This is a genomic window from Roseobacter sp. FCG-D35 (assembly GCF_033436665.1).
Lineage (GTDB): Bacteria > Pseudomonadota > Alphaproteobacteria > Rhodobacterales > Rhodobacteraceae > JAWQFO01.
The window spans coordinates 158,426-172,829 of record NZ_JAWQFO010000007.1 but is presented as its reverse complement, the minus strand read 5'-3'; the positions used below and the strand labels follow the sequence as shown (position 1 = coordinate 172,829).

Genomic DNA, 14,404 nt, shown 5'->3' with positions numbered 1-14,404 from the left:
CCGACATCGCGCGGCGCAAAGCGGACATCGGCGGCAACAGAAGAGGCGGGCTAGTCGGTCGCTGCCTCGGTGACCTCGTGCACTTCGATCACGTTGCCGTCCGGGTCGAAAAAGAAGATCTGGTGCCAGCCCGCGACCGCGGCATGACCCCAGTCCGAATAGGGCACGCCTTTCGCCTCGAGATGCGCCTTGAAGGCGGCGAGATCATCCGTCCGGTAGGCGATGTGGCCGCGCGCGACGGGGTTGACCACCTGCCCGGTCGCAAAGCCCGCCAGCACGTCGCGCCGCGCAAGATGGGTCTGGATGCGCCCATCGGTCACGAAAGCCACGTCGCCCGAATACCCCTTGTCCTTTTCCAGTACCGGCAGGCCGTGGCTTTCGCGCTCCAGCCCGAGCACGTCGCGATAGAAGCCGTCCATCCGGTCGACGTTCTCGGTACAGAGGTTGACATGGTGCAGCGTCAGTTTCACGGCCGGGCCTCACGATCCCTGTTCCGGCGACACTGCCCGCAAAGGGGCCGGCACCGCAAGGCCAGCACGGCTGAACCCCAGCCGAGGCTTGCAGGCCGCAGGGCGGGGCGCTAAACGGCGCGCAAAGAAGGAGGCTTGCCCCCATGTCCATCGACCAGTCCACCGCCGCCCGCGTCGCCAAGCTTGCCCGCATCCGCGTCGAGGAGGCCGACCTGCCGGCCATCGCGCAGGAATTCAACGCGATCCTCGGCTTCATCGAGCAGCTCAACGAGGTCGATGTCGAAGGGGTGGAGCCGATGACCTCGGTCACGCCGCAGAAGCTCAAGCGCCGCGAGGACGTGGTGACCGACGGCGACCAGCAGGGCGCGGTGCTGAAGAACGCGCCGGATGCCCGCGAGGGCTTTTTCGCGGTTCCAAAGGTGGTGGAGTAAATCATGGCCAGCGATCTCAATACCCTGGGTCTTGCCGAGGCGCGCGACCTTCTGCGCAAGGGCGAAACCACCTCCGTAGAACTGACCGAAGCCTGCCTCGCGGCCATCGATGGCGCCGGTGCGCTCAACGCCTTCGTGCACCACACGCCCGAGATTGCACGCGCCGCCGCAGCCGAGGCCGACAAGCGCATCGCGGCAGGTGACGCGCCGGCTATGTGCGGCTTGCCGATCGGCATCAAGGATCTGTTCTGCACCAGGGGCGTGCCGAGCCAGGCCGGCAGCCGCATCCTCGAAGGCTTCCTTCCGCAGTACGAATCCACCGTGAGCCAGAACCTGCTGGACGCAGGGGCCGTCATGCTGGGCAAGCTCAACATGGACGAATTCGCGATGGGCTCGTCCAATGAAACCTCGGTCTACGGCAATGCCGTGAACCCCTGGCGGCGCGGCAACGACGGGACGGAGCTTACCCCCGGTGGATCGTCCGGCGGCTCGGCCTCGGCCGTTGCGGCCGATCTCTGCCTTGCCGCGACAGGCACCGACACCGGCGGCTCGATCCGCCAGCCGGCGGCCTTCACCGGCACCGTGGGCATCAAGCCGACCTACGGGCGCTGCTCGCGCTGGGGCATCGTCGCCTTCGCCTCCTCGCTCGACCAGGCCGGGCCGATGACCAAGTCAGTGCGCGACGCGGCCATCATGCTCGGGGCGATGGCTGGCCACGATCCGAAGGATTCCACCTCTGCCGAGCTTGCCGTGCCCGACTTCGAGGCAGCCCTTACCGGCGACGTGCGCGGCAAGAAGATCGGCATTCCGCGCGAATACCGCATGGAAGGCATGCCGGAGGAGATCGAGGCGCTCTGGCAGGACGGCATCGCGATGATGAAGGACGCCGGCGCCGAGATCGTCGACATCTCGCTGCCGCACACGAAATACGCGCTGCCGGCCTATTACGTGATCGCGCCCGCCGAGGCCTCCTCGAACCTGGCGCGCTACGACGGGGTCCGCTACGGGCGCCGGGCCCGGCTCGAGCAGGGCGATGGCATCACCGAGATGTACGAAAAGACCCGCGCCGAGGGCTTCGGTGACGAGGTGAAGCGCCGGGTGATGATCGGCACCTACGTGCTCTCGGCAGGCTTCTACGATGCCTATTACAACCGCGCGCGACGCGTGCGCACGCTGATCAAGCGCGACTTCGAAGAGGTCTTCGCGCAAGGCGTGGACTGCATCCTGACCCCGGCGACCCCCTCGGCGGCCTTCGGTCTCGGAGAGATGGCGGATGCCGACCCGGTGCAGATGTATCTCAACGACGTCTTCACGGTGACCGTGAACCTCGCCGGCCTGCCGGGGATTTCGGTGCCCGCGGGGCTCGACCGAAACGGCCTGCCGCTCGGACTGCAGCTGATCGGACGTCCCTGGGAGGAAGCGGACCTGCTGACCGCCGCTCATGCGCTCGAAACGGCGGCGGGTTTTGTGGCAAAACCCGGAAAATGGTGGTAGGTCTTCCTCTCTCCTGAAACCGGATCTTGCCATGCTGTTTCGCAATCTTCTGATCGCACTCACTCTTTCGGGGCTCGCCGCCTGCGCGCCGCAGATTCCCGATTCGGGCCAAGGCGTGGGCTTCGACAATTCGCCCGAGGCCCAGCGCGCCCGTGACGAGGCGCTCGCCCGCTCGCGGATCGACGCGCAGCAACCGCAGACGGTGCTTCCGCCGGCCGCGCCGGTATCCTCGGGCCCGCTCGATGCGACTGGGATCGGCGCTGGAGCCGGTGCGGTGCCGGGCAGTGCCGCGGCGACGGCGGCCGAAACCCAGCGCATCCTCGTCGAAACCCGTCCCGAGCTTGGATCGCAGCTTCCCGCGACTGAGGCGCCCGCATCGCCGGTGACGCTGACACCGCAGCGACCTGCCGCAAGCGGCGCAAGCGAGGTCGGCATTTCCGACGAGAACGATTTCGGCGCGGTGGCCGAGCGCGAAACCATCGAATCCGACGCGGCACGGCTGCAGGAGAATGCTGCGCAGTTCGAGGTGATAGCACCCGAGGCGCTGCCCGAGCGCACCGGCAACGAGGGGCCGAATATCGTGGCTTATGCGCTGCAGACATCGAACCCGGTGGGCCAGCGTGTCTACAGCCGGTCGAGCCTCGGGGCGGCCTCACGCGCGGCGCGCAACTGCGCGCAATACGCCTCGCCCGACAAGGCGCAGATGGATTTCCTCAGCCGGGGCGGACCGGAACGCGACGCCAAAGGGCTCGACCCGGACGGCGACGGCTATGCCTGTTCGTGGGATCCGCGCCCCTTCCGCCGGGCGTCGCAGGGCTGAGACTTGGCTGACGGCGGCCCGGTCATTGCCGAGCACCTGTCGCCCAATCGCGGCGCGCGGCGCAACGGCCTGACCCCCAGCCTCGTGGTCCTGCATTACACGGCCATGGCCAGCGCCGAGGCGGCGGTGGAACGCCTGTGCGACCCGCGCTGGGAAGTCTCGGCGCATTACCTCGTGGCGCGCGATGGGCGCATCACCCGGATGGTGCCCGAGGCCGAACGGGCCTGGCATGCCGGGGCCGGAGAGTGGATGGGGCAGGATGACATCAACTCACGCTCGATCGGCATCGAACTCGACAACGATGGCGTCGCGCCCTTCAGTGCCCCGCTGATGGACGCGCTGGAGCGCCTGCTGGCGGATATCCTTTCGCGTCACGGGATCGCACCGCAGGGCGTCATCGGACATTCCGACATGGCGCCGGGGCGCAAGCACGATCCGGGCCCGCGTTTCGACTGGGTGCGGCTTGCACGGCAAGGACTTGCCGGCAACACCGACGCGCCGGCGCAGAACGCGGAGGACGGAGTTGCGGACGTCGACGCCTTTCGCCGCGCGGTCCACGCCATCGGCTACACGGCGCAAGTACCGGACGAGGTGCTGCTCGAGGCCGTGCGCCTGCGCTTCGCGCCGTGGCGGCGTGGGCCGCTGTCGCGCGCTGATTTCGACCTGTCCCACAACCTCTGACCCACCCGGGGCATTGACCCGCGCGGCATTCCGGCGCAGATGTGGCCGCGCACGGAAGGCCGGATGGCCGCGGCCCCGCTCGCGGGGTCGAGGAAAGTCCGGACTCCATGAAGCGACGGTGCCGGGTAACGCCCGGGCAGGGCAACCTGACGGAAAGCGCCACAGAAAGCAGACCGCCACGCCTTCGGGCGCGGCAAGGGTGAAACGGTGGGGTAAGAGCCCACCGCGCCGCTGGCAACAGGGGCGGCATGGCAAGCCCCACCGGGAGCAATGCCGAATAGGGACCGCGCGCTGCCGGGCAACCGGCGGCGGGGCCGCTTCAGCCCCAGCAGGTCCGGGTTGGCAGCTTGAGCCGTGCGGGCAACCGGGCGGCCAGAGGAATGGTCATCCAGGGGGCGCAAGCCCCTGGACAGAATCCGGCTTACAGGCCTTCCGTGCACCCTGACCTCCGGGCCCCGGATTTTTGCAAAAATCCGGCCCGGAAAATTCGAATTTTCCGGGGCGTCGCGCGACGGTCGGGAAATAGCGGTTGACTCGCCTCGGCAGATGGCTAGAAGGCGAGGCTCAGAATTCACGCAGCCCTCCCACCGCGGAGCGGTGCCGCAGGAGACAGACCATGGCGAAGCCGACAACCATCAAGATCCGCCTGAATTCCTCGGCGGGGACCGGCCACTTCTACGTGACCAAGAAGAACGCGCGCACGATGACCGAGAAGATGGTCATCCGGAAGTACGATCCCGTCGCGCGCAAGCACGTCGAGTACAAGGAAGGCAAGATCAAGTAAGATCTTCCCTTCCCTCGTTCGACGAGTGCCGAAAGCCACGCATCCGCGTGGCTTTTCGCGTCTCGGGGCCCCTGCGAATGAGTGTCAGGAACGGCGATGCCCAAGGAAGGCCACTACATCAATCGCTCCAACTGGCTGCGCGCGGCGATGCTCGGGGCCAATGACGGGATCGTCTCGACGGCAAGCTTGCTGGTCGGCGTGGCCGCCGCCGGCATGGACCGCACCCACCTGCTGCTCGCCGGGCTTGCAGGACTGACGGCCGGCGCGCTGTCGATGGCCTCGGGGGAATACATTTCGGTCTCGACGCAGGCCGATGTCGAGGCCGCCGATCTCGAGCGCGAGCGTCTCGCCCTTCACGAAGATGCCGAGTACGAGCTTGGTGAACTTGCCGATGGGCTGTCGCAGCGCGGTGTCGACGAGGATCTCGCCCTGACCGTGGCCCAGCAGATGACCGACCACGACGCGCTCGATGCCCATGCGCGCGAGGAACTCGGCATGAACGGGCTGGCCGGAAACGCCAACCCGATTACAGCGGCAGCGGCATCCGGGCTCGCCTTCGCCGCCGGCGCGGCGATGCCGGTGACCGGTGCGTTCCTGGCCACGCCCGGTCGCGCCGCACTTGTGATCCCCATCGTGGCGCTTTTGGCGCTCGGCCTGCTGGGCGCGCTCGGCGCGCGGCTGGGCGGCACACCTGTGCGACCCTCCGTGCTTCGGGTGCTGTTCTGGGGCTGTTTCGCGATGACCGTCAGCTCGGGCGTGGGCTGGCTCTTCGGGGTTGCCGTCTGACGCTCAGGGCTCGGGCTTTTCCGCGGGGCCGCCGGCCAGCGTCGTGAAGCGCCGTTCGTCGTGCAGCCGATCGACATGTTGCACGCGGTCGTGCTCGGGATATGTGACCCGGTCGAGCGGCGCGCGCGTCCCTACGATTACATAGCGCGCGGGCGCGTCGCTGCGGTTGAGCAGGCAATGCGCCACCGGCGTGTCCTTCGGCCAGCAGACCGCGTCACCGGGTTCGAGCGGTGTCTCCTCACCGTCCTCCCGCAGGATCACCTCGCCCGACAGGATCAGGACCATCTCGTCCTCCTCTCGGTGCCAGTGCGGCAACGAGCTCTGCGATCCCGGTGCGAGCTCCTCGACCAGGGCCCCGAACTGGGTGAGCCCGCCGCTGTCGCTGAGCAGTTCGGCGGAATAGGCACCCAGCGGATCCTCGGGACCGGCTTCTTTCTTCCGGGCCGTGCCCGCCTTGATTACTGGCATTCCTCCGGCTCCTCCCCCCGCGCAGCCGGTCCTATGGCTATGAACCGTTGCTGCATTTCTGGCACGGCTCTGCTGGCCGCTGCCTGCAAGGCTAGCGCCGTGGCAGCGTTGCGTCGAGTCTCGGCCGCGGGTCGCGCAATCGCGCCGGATCCAAGGCTCCTGTTTCCACGCACGAAAAAGGCCGGCCCCAACCGGGACCGGCCTTATCATCAGGTCAGGATCCTGCGCTTATTCGCGGTTGCCGAACAGTTGCAGCAGGAACATGAACATGTTGATGAAGTCCAGGTAGAGGCTCAGCGCGCCCATGATCGCGGACTTCCCAAGCCACTCGCTGTCGCCGTGATGGGCGTGGGCGAGGTAGTTGTTCTTGATCGTCTGCGTGTCATAGGCGGTGAGGCCGGCGAAGATCAGCACGCCGATCACCGAGATCGCGAAGGCCATCGCCGACGAGGCGAGAAAGATGTTCACGATCGACGCCACGATCAGGCCGATCACGCCCATGATCAGGAAAGTACCCATCCCGCTCAGGTCGCGCTTGGTCACGTAGCCCCAGAGCGAGAGGCCCGCGAAGGCGATCGCGGTGATCAGGAAGACCTGCGCGATCGAGTAGCCGGTGAAGACCAGGAAGATCGAGCTGATCGACAGACCCATCACCGCCGCGAAGGCGTAGAACACCGTCTGCGCCGTGGCGGCGGACATACGGTTGATGCCGGCGCTGAAGCCGAAGACGAACGCCAGCGGAGCAAACATGATGACCCACTTCAGCGGCGAGGTGTAAAGCGTGGCGCCAAGCTGTGTCAGGTACTTGTCGGTGCCGATCTGGGCCACGGCGGCAGCCGGGTCGGTCGTGACCGCCAGGCCCGAGATGGCCCAGGCAGCTGCGAAGGTGATGAGCATGCCCACGGACATCGTGCCGTAGACCTTGTTCATGTGTGCGCGCAGACCCTCGTCAATCTGGGCAGCGCGCGTCCCTGCCGCAGTCCGGATTGTATTCACGTCAGCCATTTATCCCTCCAAGTTAAGACGCTTTCCCGCGGGTCCGCGGGACTTGTTGCGAATATCGGGATCATGGCGGCCCAATTCAAGAATATTCGGACGCGATTTCGCGGGTTTGATCGGAAATGAGCGGCAACGGACCGTTTCCGCGCAGGCTCGGCACCGAGTCGCCGCGCAAGCGCGCTCCGAACGTGACCTGCGCGGCGTAACCTCGCGCCTAGCGATGGCGCCAAGTCGACGGTGCATCCCAGAACCCGCGGGACGCCTCGCGCCTCGCGTCCTCCGGGCTGACACCGATGTCCTGCAACGCCTTTGCATCCAGTTCGCCTAGCCGCCGGCGCGATTTCTGCAAAGCGATGCGCGAGATCAGTCCACCCACGAACTTCGGCGTTCTGCGGGTCCGGGTCCTTCCAGAGATCAGGTCAAGCATAGCCATTGGTCGTATCCTTTCACGATTCGCGAATGTTCACAGCATCCGCATCAATTATCTTGATGTATCTATGCCGTTGTGAGAGATTGCGGAAACGAATGTTTGTAGGGCTTGGGATCAGGATTCTTGATATGCGTAATTTGGACGTCACGACCTTGCGGTCCTTCGTGGCCGTGGCCGACGCTGGCGGGGTCACCCGGGCGGCAGGCTTTCTGCATTTGACGCAGTCAGCCGTGTCGATGCAGCTCAAACGGCTCGAAGAGCTTCTCGGAGTGGACCTCATCGACCGCAGCGGTCGCCGCGTGGCCCTCACGGCTGCCGGCGAGCAGTTGCTGGTCTATGCCCGGCGCATCGTCGCGCTGAACGACGAAGTCGTGACGCGGCTGACCGACCAGGACTACGAAGGCGAGATCCGGTTGGGTGTGCCCCACGACATCGTCTACCCGGCGATCCCGCAGGTATTGAAGCAGTTCAACGCGGCCTTCCCGCGCGTCCGCGTCCAGCTCGTGTCGTGGAACACGGTGAACCTGAAGACCGAGTTCGCCCGCGGCGCCTGCGACATGATACTGACGACCGAGGCCGACCTCGAGCCCGGCGGCGAAACGCTGTCGGCCAAACCGCTGCGCTGGGTGGGCGCCCCGGGCGGCGCGGTCTGGCGGAGTTCGCCTTTGAAGCTCGCATTCGGACGCCAATGCGTGTTCCGGCCGCGGGTGATCGAGGCGCTGGACGAGGCCGACATCGCCTGGGAAGTCATCGTCGAGACCGAAAGCGACCGGACGATCGAGGCGACGGTCAGCGCCGACCTCGCAGTCCACACGATGCTTGACGGCACCGAACCGCCGCATCTCGAGCGGATCGATCACGGTGGGGCACTGCCGGAATTGCCATGGCAACTGGTCAATCTTTACGGCGGACACCAGGGTCGGGGCGTGGTTCACGATGCGCTTGCCGGATTCCTGCGCCGCGCCTTCGGCGGTCCCGGTCAACCACAAGCCCGGCTGAAAGCCGTCTGACGGGATGCCGGGCTTCACGCAGAGATTCGCGTTATGGTGGTTCAACCTCCGGGATTTTTACAATAAACGACATTTTCGAAAAAATAATGTCGGAGAATTTTTCGCGCATCGGCGGAAACTGGCCGTACCAAAAGCGACGTTTCCTCACGCTGCGTTGGGTTCCCGCCAAGCGAGAACTCTCTGCTGATTTGTTTGCCATAAACCAGCCAACAGCACGCTATAGTTGATTGATTTTGGGTCAAGCGGCTGATTTCCGCCTCTTTTCAACAGTTCATCTCGACCGCGGCCGCGTGGAAAACAGCCTGCCGACGCGCGCTAGAAGTGTATCGGGGATCATTCCGAGCGAACCATTCGCCCGGTCGAGGTGTTGATAGATGTCTACATCGCTGTATGTTGATTTGGTGCCAGAGATCGCTTCGGTACACATTTCAGTACCGTGTAGCGTTGCAAAATTGGGACCATGTATCCCGAGGGGTGTGAGGTAGTTTCGAATGACACATGTCGTGGACGTGCATGTTGGCAAGCGGATCCGTCAGCGTCGCTGGCTGGTCGGGATGACCCAGCAAAGACTGGCTGAACTGGTGGGCATAAAGTTCCAGCAGATTCAGAAGTACGAGACCGGTGCCAATCGGGTCAGCGCCTCGCGCCTCTGGGACATTGCCGATGCCCTCGAGGTCGACGTGTCGTTTTTCTTCGAAGGTCTCCGAACCGACCAGAAGGCTGACAAGCGCAAGTCGTCTTCCGTTCCGGACGACATGATGGGCGACAAGGAAGCGATGGAACTGGTGCGCAGCTACTATGCGATCCCCGAGAACCAGCGCCGCCGGCTGTTCGAACTCGCGCGGGTCCTGAGCGACGTCGCCTGATACGAACGGGGTTGCCTCGACGCCGTGCCGGTGGCACGGCTTCTCCATGAACGAGCGCCTCCAAGACATCGACAGCGTGGCCAACCGAATGGCCGACGCGGCACGCACTGCGATCCTGCCGCACTTCCGTGCGACGGGCCTTCTCCAAGAAAATAAGCTTGCCGGGGGATACGACCCGGTGACAGAGGCCGACAGGGCAGCCGAGCGGTCAATGCGCGAGGTGTTGGCGAAGGCGCGGCCTGACGACGCCATCCTCGGTGAAGAGTTCGGCGCCAGCGCCGGCACAAGCGGGCTGACCTGGGTGCTCGACCCCATCGACGGAACCCGTGGATTTGTCAGTGGGACGCCGACCTGGGGGGTCCTGATCGCCGTGTCCGACGAAACCGGACCGATCTACGGCATGATCGACCAGCCCTATATCGGAGAACGCTTCGTCGGCGCGGGCGGGATGGCGCATATGTCCGGGCCGCACGGCAACCGTTCGCTCAAGACCTCCGGCATCCGCGACCTGTCCGAAGCGACGCTTTTCACCACGTTCCCCGAGGTCGGCACGCAAGAGGAGGGTGCGGCCTTCCGTGCCGTGTCGCAGCATGTGCGCCTGACCCGCTATGGCATGGACTGCTATGCCTACGCATTGCTCGCCGCCGGGCAGATCGAGCTTGTCATCGAGGCCGGCTTGCAAGCCTACGACATCCAGGCCCCCATCGCCGTGATCGAGGCTGCCGGCGGGATCGTCACCGACTGGCGCGGCGGACCCGCGCACGGAGGCGGACGCGCGCTGGCCGCCGCCAACCGCGACATCCACGCCCGGGCGTTGGAACTCCTGCGGAACGTCCCGACGTGACCGAGCTGCTGATCCGCGGTGCTGCGCTGCTGGTCACCATGGACGACGCGCGCCGGGAACTCGAAGACGCCGATCTGCTGATGCGCGAGGGCTGCATCGCCGCCATCGGCACCGGTCTCGAAACCACGGGGAAGGTCGTCGACGCGCGGGGCTGCCTGGTCACGCCGGGGCTGGTGAACACCCATCATCACCTCTACCAGACCCTGACCCGCGCGGTGCCGGGCGGGCAAGATGCGCTGCTGTTCGGCTGGCTGCGCACGCTCTACCCGATCTGGGCCCGCTACACGCCCGAACACATGTTCGTCTCCGCTCAGGCCGGTCTCGCAGAACTTGCGCTGTCGGGCTGCACGACAAGCTCCGACCATCTCTATCTCTACCCGGGCGGTTCCCGCCTCGAAGACACGATCCACGCCGCGGCCGAGATCGGCCTGCGCTTCCACCCGACCCGCGGCGCCATGAGCATCGGTGAAAGCGCCGGCGGTCTTCCGCCCGACAGCCTTGTCGAGAGCGAAGCCGCAATCCTCGAGGATTGCATCCGCGTCGTCGACCGCTTCCACGATCCTGCCGACGGCGCGATGTGCCGCGTCGGGATCGCGCCCTGTTCGCCGTTCTCGGTCAGCCGCGAACTGATGCGCGACGCGGCGCTTTTGGCCCGCGACAAAGGGGTGATGCTGCACACCCACCTGGCCGAGAACGACGAGGACATCGCCTATTCCCTGTCGCAGTTCGGCTGCCGTCCGGGCCAGTATGCCGAGGAACTCGGCTGGACCGGGGCGGATGTCTGGCACGCCCATTGCGTCAAGCTCGATGCCGGCGAGATCAACCTCTTCGCGCGCAGCCGGACCGGCGTCGCACATTGCCCCTGCTCGAACTGCCGGCTCGGCAGCGGGATCGCCCCGGTGCGCGCCATGCGCGACGCCGGTGTCCCGGTCGGGCTCGGCGTGGACGGCTCGGCCTCGAACGACGCCGGCAATCTCGTGGCCGAGGCGCGCCAGGCCATGCTGATGCAGCGCGTGGCCCGCGGCGCCGACGCGATGAGCGCCCGAGAAGCGCTCGAGATCGCGACCCGCGGCGGCGCCGACGTCCTCGGCCGCTCCGATACCGGACGCCTTGCGACCGGCAAGCGCGCCGACATCGCCGTCTGGGACATGTCCGGCATCGAGGCCGCAGGCAGCTGGGACAAGGCGGCGCTGCTGCTGGCCGGCCCGTCCCGCGTGCGCGACCTCTTCGTGGAGGGACGGCAGGTCGTCGCCGACGGTCACCTGATGACCGTAGATTTGCCATCATTGGTTGAAAAACAGGAGCGGCTGGCCCTAACCTTGAGGGAATGACCATGTTGCGCATCCTGCCGATCCTGCTGTTTGCAGTGGCCCTCGCCGCGCCGGTGCCGACGCGCGCCAACCCGCAGGTCGCGGCCACCGTGAACCAGCTGCGCGCCGCCAATGGCCTGACATCGCTTGCCTACTCGAGGTCGCTCGAAGCGGTGGCGCGGCGGCATGCGAGAGACATGGCACAGAACAAATTTTTCTCGCATCGCGGCTCGGACGGCTCGAACGTCGCGCGCCGCGCCCGCGCGCACGGGTACAGCTACTGTTTCGTCGCCGAGAACATCGCCATGGGGCAGCGCTCGCTGGGCGAGGTGATGCAGGGCTGGTGGCAGTCGCGCCCGCACCGGCGCAACATGATGAAACCCCGTGTCCGCGAATTCGCGCTGGCAAAGGCGCCGGGCGATATCTGGGTCATGGTCCTTGCCGATCCCGGCTGCTGAGGCTGACGGGCTTTCTCTGGTTCACAAATAGCCCGGGGGAGCCGCGCAGCGCGCGGCGGGGGCAGAGCCCCCGTCAGCACCGCCGGGCGGGAATGTCGCAACCCTATTGGACGTAGCGCCGCAGTTCCCGCTCGCGCTCCCGGCCAAGTTCGATCCTGCACGACTCGATGCCGATCCCGGTGCCTGAGCCGCCTCCGAACATCGCACCGACATAGTCGCAATGGCTGTCGCGATAAGCCGTCCACGCCGTTTGCCCCGCCTCGAGCGCAGGCAAGGCGGACGCGCGCCCGGTGACCTCGTCGAGTTCCTGCGCCGCGCCCTTGGCGAACCCGAACATGATCTCCACCGAGGCATCGACGCGCGCAAGCGTGTCGGAGACACAGGCGCCGATCTCTACCTGACTGGCGCCGCCGCATTCGGTTGCCGGATCGGCCAGCGTCGGCCCGGCAACACTGGCGAGAGCGGCAAGGTAAACTTTGAAACGCGACATGGGCATATCCTCACAGCGATGCATCCTTCCCGCGCTGGCAGAGGTGCCGCGCGCCTGCCAGAGAACGCCAGAGCGCCGCGCGTCCTGTCAAGACGGTTCGATGATCTCGGTTTCGGTCACGACGAGATCGAGCGGCTGATCCGTCGCTTCGAGGGGCAGGTCCCGCGCTTCCTGAGCGGCGTATGCAAAGCCCACCGCAACGGTCGGTCGGCGTGCCCGCAGGAGGGCGAGCGTGCGGTCGTAGAAGCCGCCGCCGTAGCCCAGCCGTCCGCCGTTTCGCTCGAAGGCCACCAGCGGCACGATCAGCAACTCGGGCTCGAAGAACTCCAGGCGTTCGGGCACCTGCGCGCCGAACGGCCCGGGCACAAGCGCGATCCCCGGCTCCCAGGCCGCGAATTTCAGCGGCTGTCCCTTGCCTTCGATCACCGGTACGCCCACGGGGCCGTGCGCGGCCGCCTCGGCCATCGCAGGAAGCGGATCGATCTCGGTCCTTATCGCGAGGTAGCCCGAGAGAGGCACGCCGCGATAGCCCGCCAGCAGCGACGATAGCAGTGCGGCACCGGTGCCGCGGTCAGTGGCATGAGCCTGCTTGCGGCGCGCGAAGGCCGCGGCGCGCGCCGCCGCCTTGTCGCCGGCAAGCCGGGTCACAGCAGCAGCGCCGCGGCGAGACCGAGGAAGGCGAAAAAGCCCACCACGTCGGTCACGGTGGTCACGAAGGTTCCAGAGGCCAGCGCCGGGTCGACGCCGACCCGTTCCAGTACGATCGGGATGCAGGTTCCGGCCAGTCCCGCCACCAGCAGGTTGATCACCATGGCCGCGGCGATCACGTAGCCCAGCGCGGGCGAGCCGAACCAGATCACGCCGACGACGCCCATCACGACCGCGAAGACGAGCCCGTTGATCAACCCGACCAGCGTTTCGCGCCGGATCACGCGCCAGACGTTGTTGCCGGTGAGATCCTTCGTGGCCAGCGCCCGCACCGCCACAGTCAGCGATTGCGTGCCGGCATTGCCGCCCATAGAGGCGACGATCGGCATCAGCACGGCCAGCGCCACCAGTTGCGCGATCGCGCCTTCGAAGAGCGAGATCACCATCGACGCGACGATGGCCGTCACCAGGTTCACCGCGAGCCACGGCAGGCGCTGCCGGGTGGTTTCCATGACCCGGTCCGACAGCGAGCTTTCCTCGCCGACGCCTGCAAGGCGCAGGATGTCCTCCTCGTGCTCCTCGTCGAGAACGGCCATGGCGTCGTCGATGGTGATGATCCCGATCAGGCGGCCTTCCTCGTCCGTCACGGGGGCCGAGATCAGGTGGTACTGGTTGAAGGCGTAGGCGACGTCGGCCTCTTCCTGCATCGCCGGGATCACGCGGAAGGTCTCTTCCTGGATGTCGGCCAGCTTCACCTCGCGCTTCGAGCGCATCAGCTTGCCCAGCGTCACGTTGCCCACCGGATGCAGGCGCGGATCGACCAGGACGATATGGTAGAACTGGTCCGGCAATTCCTCTTCCGGTGTCGAGCGCAAATGGTCGATGGCCTCGCCCACGGTCCAGAATTCGGGTGCCATGACCACCTCGCGCTGCATCAGGCGGCCGGCGGAATACTCCGGGTAGGACAAAGCGCGCTGCACCGCCATGCGGTCGGATTCCTCGAGCGCGCCGAGGATCGCGGTCTGCTGGTCGTCCTCGAGATCCTCGACCAGATCGACGACATCGTCGCTGTCCATCTCGCGGACCGCCTCGGCGAGGACCTGCGGCGTGAGAATCGCGATGATCTCTTCGCGGATCGCCGGATCGAGCTCGGAGAGGATCTCGCCGTCGAACTCGCGGTCGTAGAGCCGCACCAGCCGGGCCCGGTCGTAGGCGTTGATCTGCTCGAGCAGGTCGGCGATGTCGGCCGCGTGCAACGGCTCCATCAGCTCGACGAGCTTTTCGCGATCCTCGATCTCGACTGCGTAGAGGATCGCCGCGATCACCCGGGGCGTGAGCGAGTAGGCGTCCTCCTCGCCGGCCTCTTCGATCTCCTGCTCCAGGTCTTCGGTCTGGTCGGACATGCCGGGATCTCC

The 14,404-nt window shown here is 66.4% G+C and carries 18 protein-coding genes and 1 other RNA gene; 12 read left to right on the top strand and 7 right to left on the bottom strand.

Annotated elements, in window-relative coordinates; all coding sequences use genetic code 11:
- Positions 1–50: 50 nt before the first annotated feature.
- The gene (locus R5H30_RS16565) at positions 51–470 is read right to left on the bottom strand and encodes a VOC family protein (protein ID WP_318329650.1); all 420 of its coding nucleotides are present in this window, start codon (positions 468–470) and stop codon (positions 51–53) included.
- Positions 471–613: 143 nt separating this feature from the next.
- Here R5H30_RS16565 and gatC point away from each other — a divergent pair, with 143 nt between their 5' ends.
- The 7 genes from gatC (at position 614) to R5H30_RS16530 (ending at position 5,466) form a co-directional block, all read left to right on the top strand.
- On the top strand, positions 614–901 hold the full coding sequence (gene gatC / locus R5H30_RS16560; RefSeq protein WP_318329649.1) for an Asp-tRNA(Asn)/Glu-tRNA(Gln) amidotransferase subunit GatC: 288 nt from the start codon (positions 614–616) through the stop codon (positions 899–901).
- Between the two features lie 3 nt (positions 902–904).
- A complete protein-coding gene (gene gatA, locus R5H30_RS16555; protein WP_318329648.1) occupies positions 905–2,395 on the top strand; it encodes an Asp-tRNA(Asn)/Glu-tRNA(Gln) amidotransferase subunit GatA in 1,491 nt (496 codons plus the stop codon).
- 31 nt (positions 2,396–2,426) lie between these two features.
- Positions 2,427–3,215, top strand: coding sequence for a hypothetical protein (locus R5H30_RS16550; RefSeq protein ID WP_318329647.1), 789 nt, complete (start codon positions 2,427–2,429; stop codon positions 3,213–3,215).
- A 3-nt stretch (positions 3,216–3,218) separates the two neighbouring features.
- Positions 3,219–3,896 (top strand): N-acetylmuramoyl-L-alanine amidase, encoded by a 678-nt coding sequence (locus R5H30_RS16545; protein WP_318329646.1) that lies wholly within the window; start codon positions 3,219–3,221, stop codon positions 3,894–3,896.
- A gap of 51 nt (positions 3,897–3,947) precedes the next feature.
- An RNA gene (gene rnpB / locus R5H30_RS16540) (RNase P RNA component class A) lies at positions 3,948–4,336 on the top strand.
- 176 nt (positions 4,337–4,512) lie between these two features.
- On the top strand, positions 4,513–4,680 hold the full coding sequence (gene rpmG / locus R5H30_RS16535) for a 50S ribosomal protein L33 (RefSeq protein WP_013961079.1): 168 nt from the start codon (positions 4,513–4,515) through the stop codon (positions 4,678–4,680).
- A 96-nt stretch (positions 4,681–4,776) separates the two neighbouring features.
- The gene (locus R5H30_RS16530; protein ID WP_318329645.1) at positions 4,777–5,466 is read left to right on the top strand and encodes a VIT1/CCC1 transporter family protein; all 690 of its coding nucleotides are present in this window, start codon (positions 4,777–4,779) and stop codon (positions 5,464–5,466) included.
- Positions 5,467–5,469: 3 nt separating this feature from the next.
- Here the strand turns inward: R5H30_RS16530 and R5H30_RS16525 are convergent, their stop codons facing one another.
- The 3 genes from R5H30_RS16525 to R5H30_RS16515 form a co-directional block, all read right to left on the bottom strand.
- A complete protein-coding gene (locus tag R5H30_RS16525) occupies positions 5,470–5,934 on the bottom strand; it encodes a cupin domain-containing protein (protein WP_318329644.1) in 465 nt (154 codons plus the stop codon).
- Between the two features lie 228 nt (positions 5,935–6,162).
- A complete protein-coding gene (locus R5H30_RS16520; protein WP_318329643.1) occupies positions 6,163–6,939 on the bottom strand; it encodes a Bax inhibitor-1/YccA family protein in 777 nt (258 codons plus the stop codon).
- A gap of 208 nt (positions 6,940–7,147) precedes the next feature.
- The gene (locus R5H30_RS16515) at positions 7,148–7,366 is read right to left on the bottom strand and encodes a DUF1127 domain-containing protein (RefSeq protein ID WP_318329641.1); all 219 of its coding nucleotides are present in this window, start codon (positions 7,364–7,366) and stop codon (positions 7,148–7,150) included.
- Positions 7,367–7,491: 125 nt separating this feature from the next.
- On the opposite strand from R5H30_RS16515, the gene R5H30_RS16510 reads away from it, so the two are divergent.
- The 5 genes from R5H30_RS16510 (at position 7,492) to R5H30_RS16490 (ending at position 11,851) form a co-directional block, all read left to right on the top strand.
- A complete protein-coding gene (locus R5H30_RS16510) occupies positions 7,492–8,373 on the top strand; it encodes a LysR family transcriptional regulator (RefSeq protein ID WP_318329640.1) in 882 nt (293 codons plus the stop codon).
- Between the two features lie 491 nt (positions 8,374–8,864).
- Positions 8,865–9,239, top strand: a complete 375-nt coding sequence (locus R5H30_RS16505) for a helix-turn-helix domain-containing protein (protein WP_318329639.1) — start codon at positions 8,865–8,867, stop codon at positions 9,237–9,239.
- Positions 9,240–9,285: 46 nt separating this feature from the next.
- Complete coding sequence (hisN, locus tag R5H30_RS16500) at positions 9,286–10,083, top strand: histidinol-phosphatase (protein WP_318329638.1); 798 nt, start codon at positions 9,286–9,288, stop codon at positions 10,081–10,083.
- Positions 10,080–11,414, top strand: coding sequence for an 8-oxoguanine deaminase (locus tag R5H30_RS16495; RefSeq protein WP_318329637.1), 1,335 nt, complete (start codon positions 10,080–10,082; stop codon positions 11,412–11,414). Before hisN ends, R5H30_RS16495 begins: the two co-directional genes overlap by 4 nt.
- Complete coding sequence (locus R5H30_RS16490; RefSeq protein ID WP_318329636.1) at positions 11,411–11,851, top strand: CAP domain-containing protein; 441 nt, start codon at positions 11,411–11,413, stop codon at positions 11,849–11,851. Before R5H30_RS16495 ends, R5H30_RS16490 begins: the two co-directional genes overlap by 4 nt.
- Positions 11,852–11,954: 103 nt before the next feature.
- On the opposite strand, the gene R5H30_RS16485 is transcribed toward R5H30_RS16490, so the two are convergent.
- From R5H30_RS16485 to mgtE, 3 genes are all read right to left on the bottom strand, one after another.
- Positions 11,955–12,341: a lysozyme inhibitor LprI family protein gene (locus R5H30_RS16485; RefSeq protein ID WP_318329635.1), complete on the bottom strand. Its 387-nt coding sequence runs from the start codon at positions 12,339–12,341 to the stop codon at positions 11,955–11,957.
- An 87-nt stretch (positions 12,342–12,428) separates the two neighbouring features.
- Entirely contained in the window at positions 12,429–12,989 is a 561-nt protein-coding gene (locus R5H30_RS16480) for a 5-formyltetrahydrofolate cyclo-ligase (protein WP_318329633.1), read from the bottom strand.
- Positions 12,986–14,392, bottom strand: coding sequence for a magnesium transporter (mgtE, locus tag R5H30_RS16475; protein ID WP_318329632.1), 1,407 nt, complete (start codon positions 14,390–14,392; stop codon positions 12,986–12,988). The genes R5H30_RS16480 and mgtE overlap by 4 nt, the downstream gene beginning before the upstream one ends.
- Positions 14,393–14,404: the final 12 nt, after the last annotated feature.

What these genes read in the sequence shown, in the direction of transcription:
- rpmG (WP_013961079.1), top strand. Translation starts at nt 4,513, where the DNA reads ATGGCGAAGCCGACAACCATCAAGATCCGCCTGAATTCCTCGGCGGGG.
- R5H30_RS16520 (WP_318329643.1), bottom strand. Translation starts at nt 6,939, where the DNA reads ATGGCTGACGTGAATACAATCCGGACTGCGGCAGGGACGCGCGCTGCC.
- gatC (WP_318329649.1), top strand. Translation starts at nt 614, where the DNA reads ATGTCCATCGACCAGTCCACCGCCGCCCGCGTCGCCAAGCTTGCCCGC.
- hisN (WP_318329638.1), top strand. Translation starts at nt 9,286, where the DNA reads ATGAACGAGCGCCTCCAAGACATCGACAGCGTGGCCAACCGAATGGCC.
- R5H30_RS16505 (WP_318329639.1), top strand. Translation starts at nt 8,865, where the DNA reads ATGACACATGTCGTGGACGTGCATGTTGGCAAGCGGATCCGTCAGCGT.
- R5H30_RS16525 (WP_318329644.1), bottom strand. Translation starts at nt 5,934, where the DNA reads ATGCCAGTAATCAAGGCGGGCACGGCCCGGAAGAAAGAAGCCGGTCCC.
- gatA (WP_318329648.1), top strand. Translation starts at nt 905, where the DNA reads ATGGCCAGCGATCTCAATACCCTGGGTCTTGCCGAGGCGCGCGACCTT.
- mgtE (WP_318329632.1), bottom strand. Translation starts at nt 14,392, where the DNA reads ATGTCCGACCAGACCGAAGACCTGGAGCAGGAGATCGAAGAGGCCGGC.
- R5H30_RS16515 (WP_318329641.1), bottom strand. Translation starts at nt 7,366, where the DNA reads ATGGCTATGCTTGACCTGATCTCTGGAAGGACCCGGACCCGCAGAACG.
- R5H30_RS16490 (WP_318329636.1), top strand. Translation starts at nt 11,411, where the DNA reads ATGACCATGTTGCGCATCCTGCCGATCCTGCTGTTTGCAGTGGCCCTC.
- R5H30_RS16550 (WP_318329647.1), top strand. Translation starts at nt 2,427, where the DNA reads ATGCTGTTTCGCAATCTTCTGATCGCACTCACTCTTTCGGGGCTCGCC.
- R5H30_RS16485 (WP_318329635.1), bottom strand. Translation starts at nt 12,341, where the DNA reads ATGTCGCGTTTCAAAGTTTACCTTGCCGCTCTCGCCAGTGTTGCCGGG.
- R5H30_RS16510 (WP_318329640.1), top strand. Translation starts at nt 7,492, where the DNA reads ATGCGTAATTTGGACGTCACGACCTTGCGGTCCTTCGTGGCCGTGGCC.
- R5H30_RS16530 (WP_318329645.1), top strand. Translation starts at nt 4,777, where the DNA reads ATGCCCAAGGAAGGCCACTACATCAATCGCTCCAACTGGCTGCGCGCG.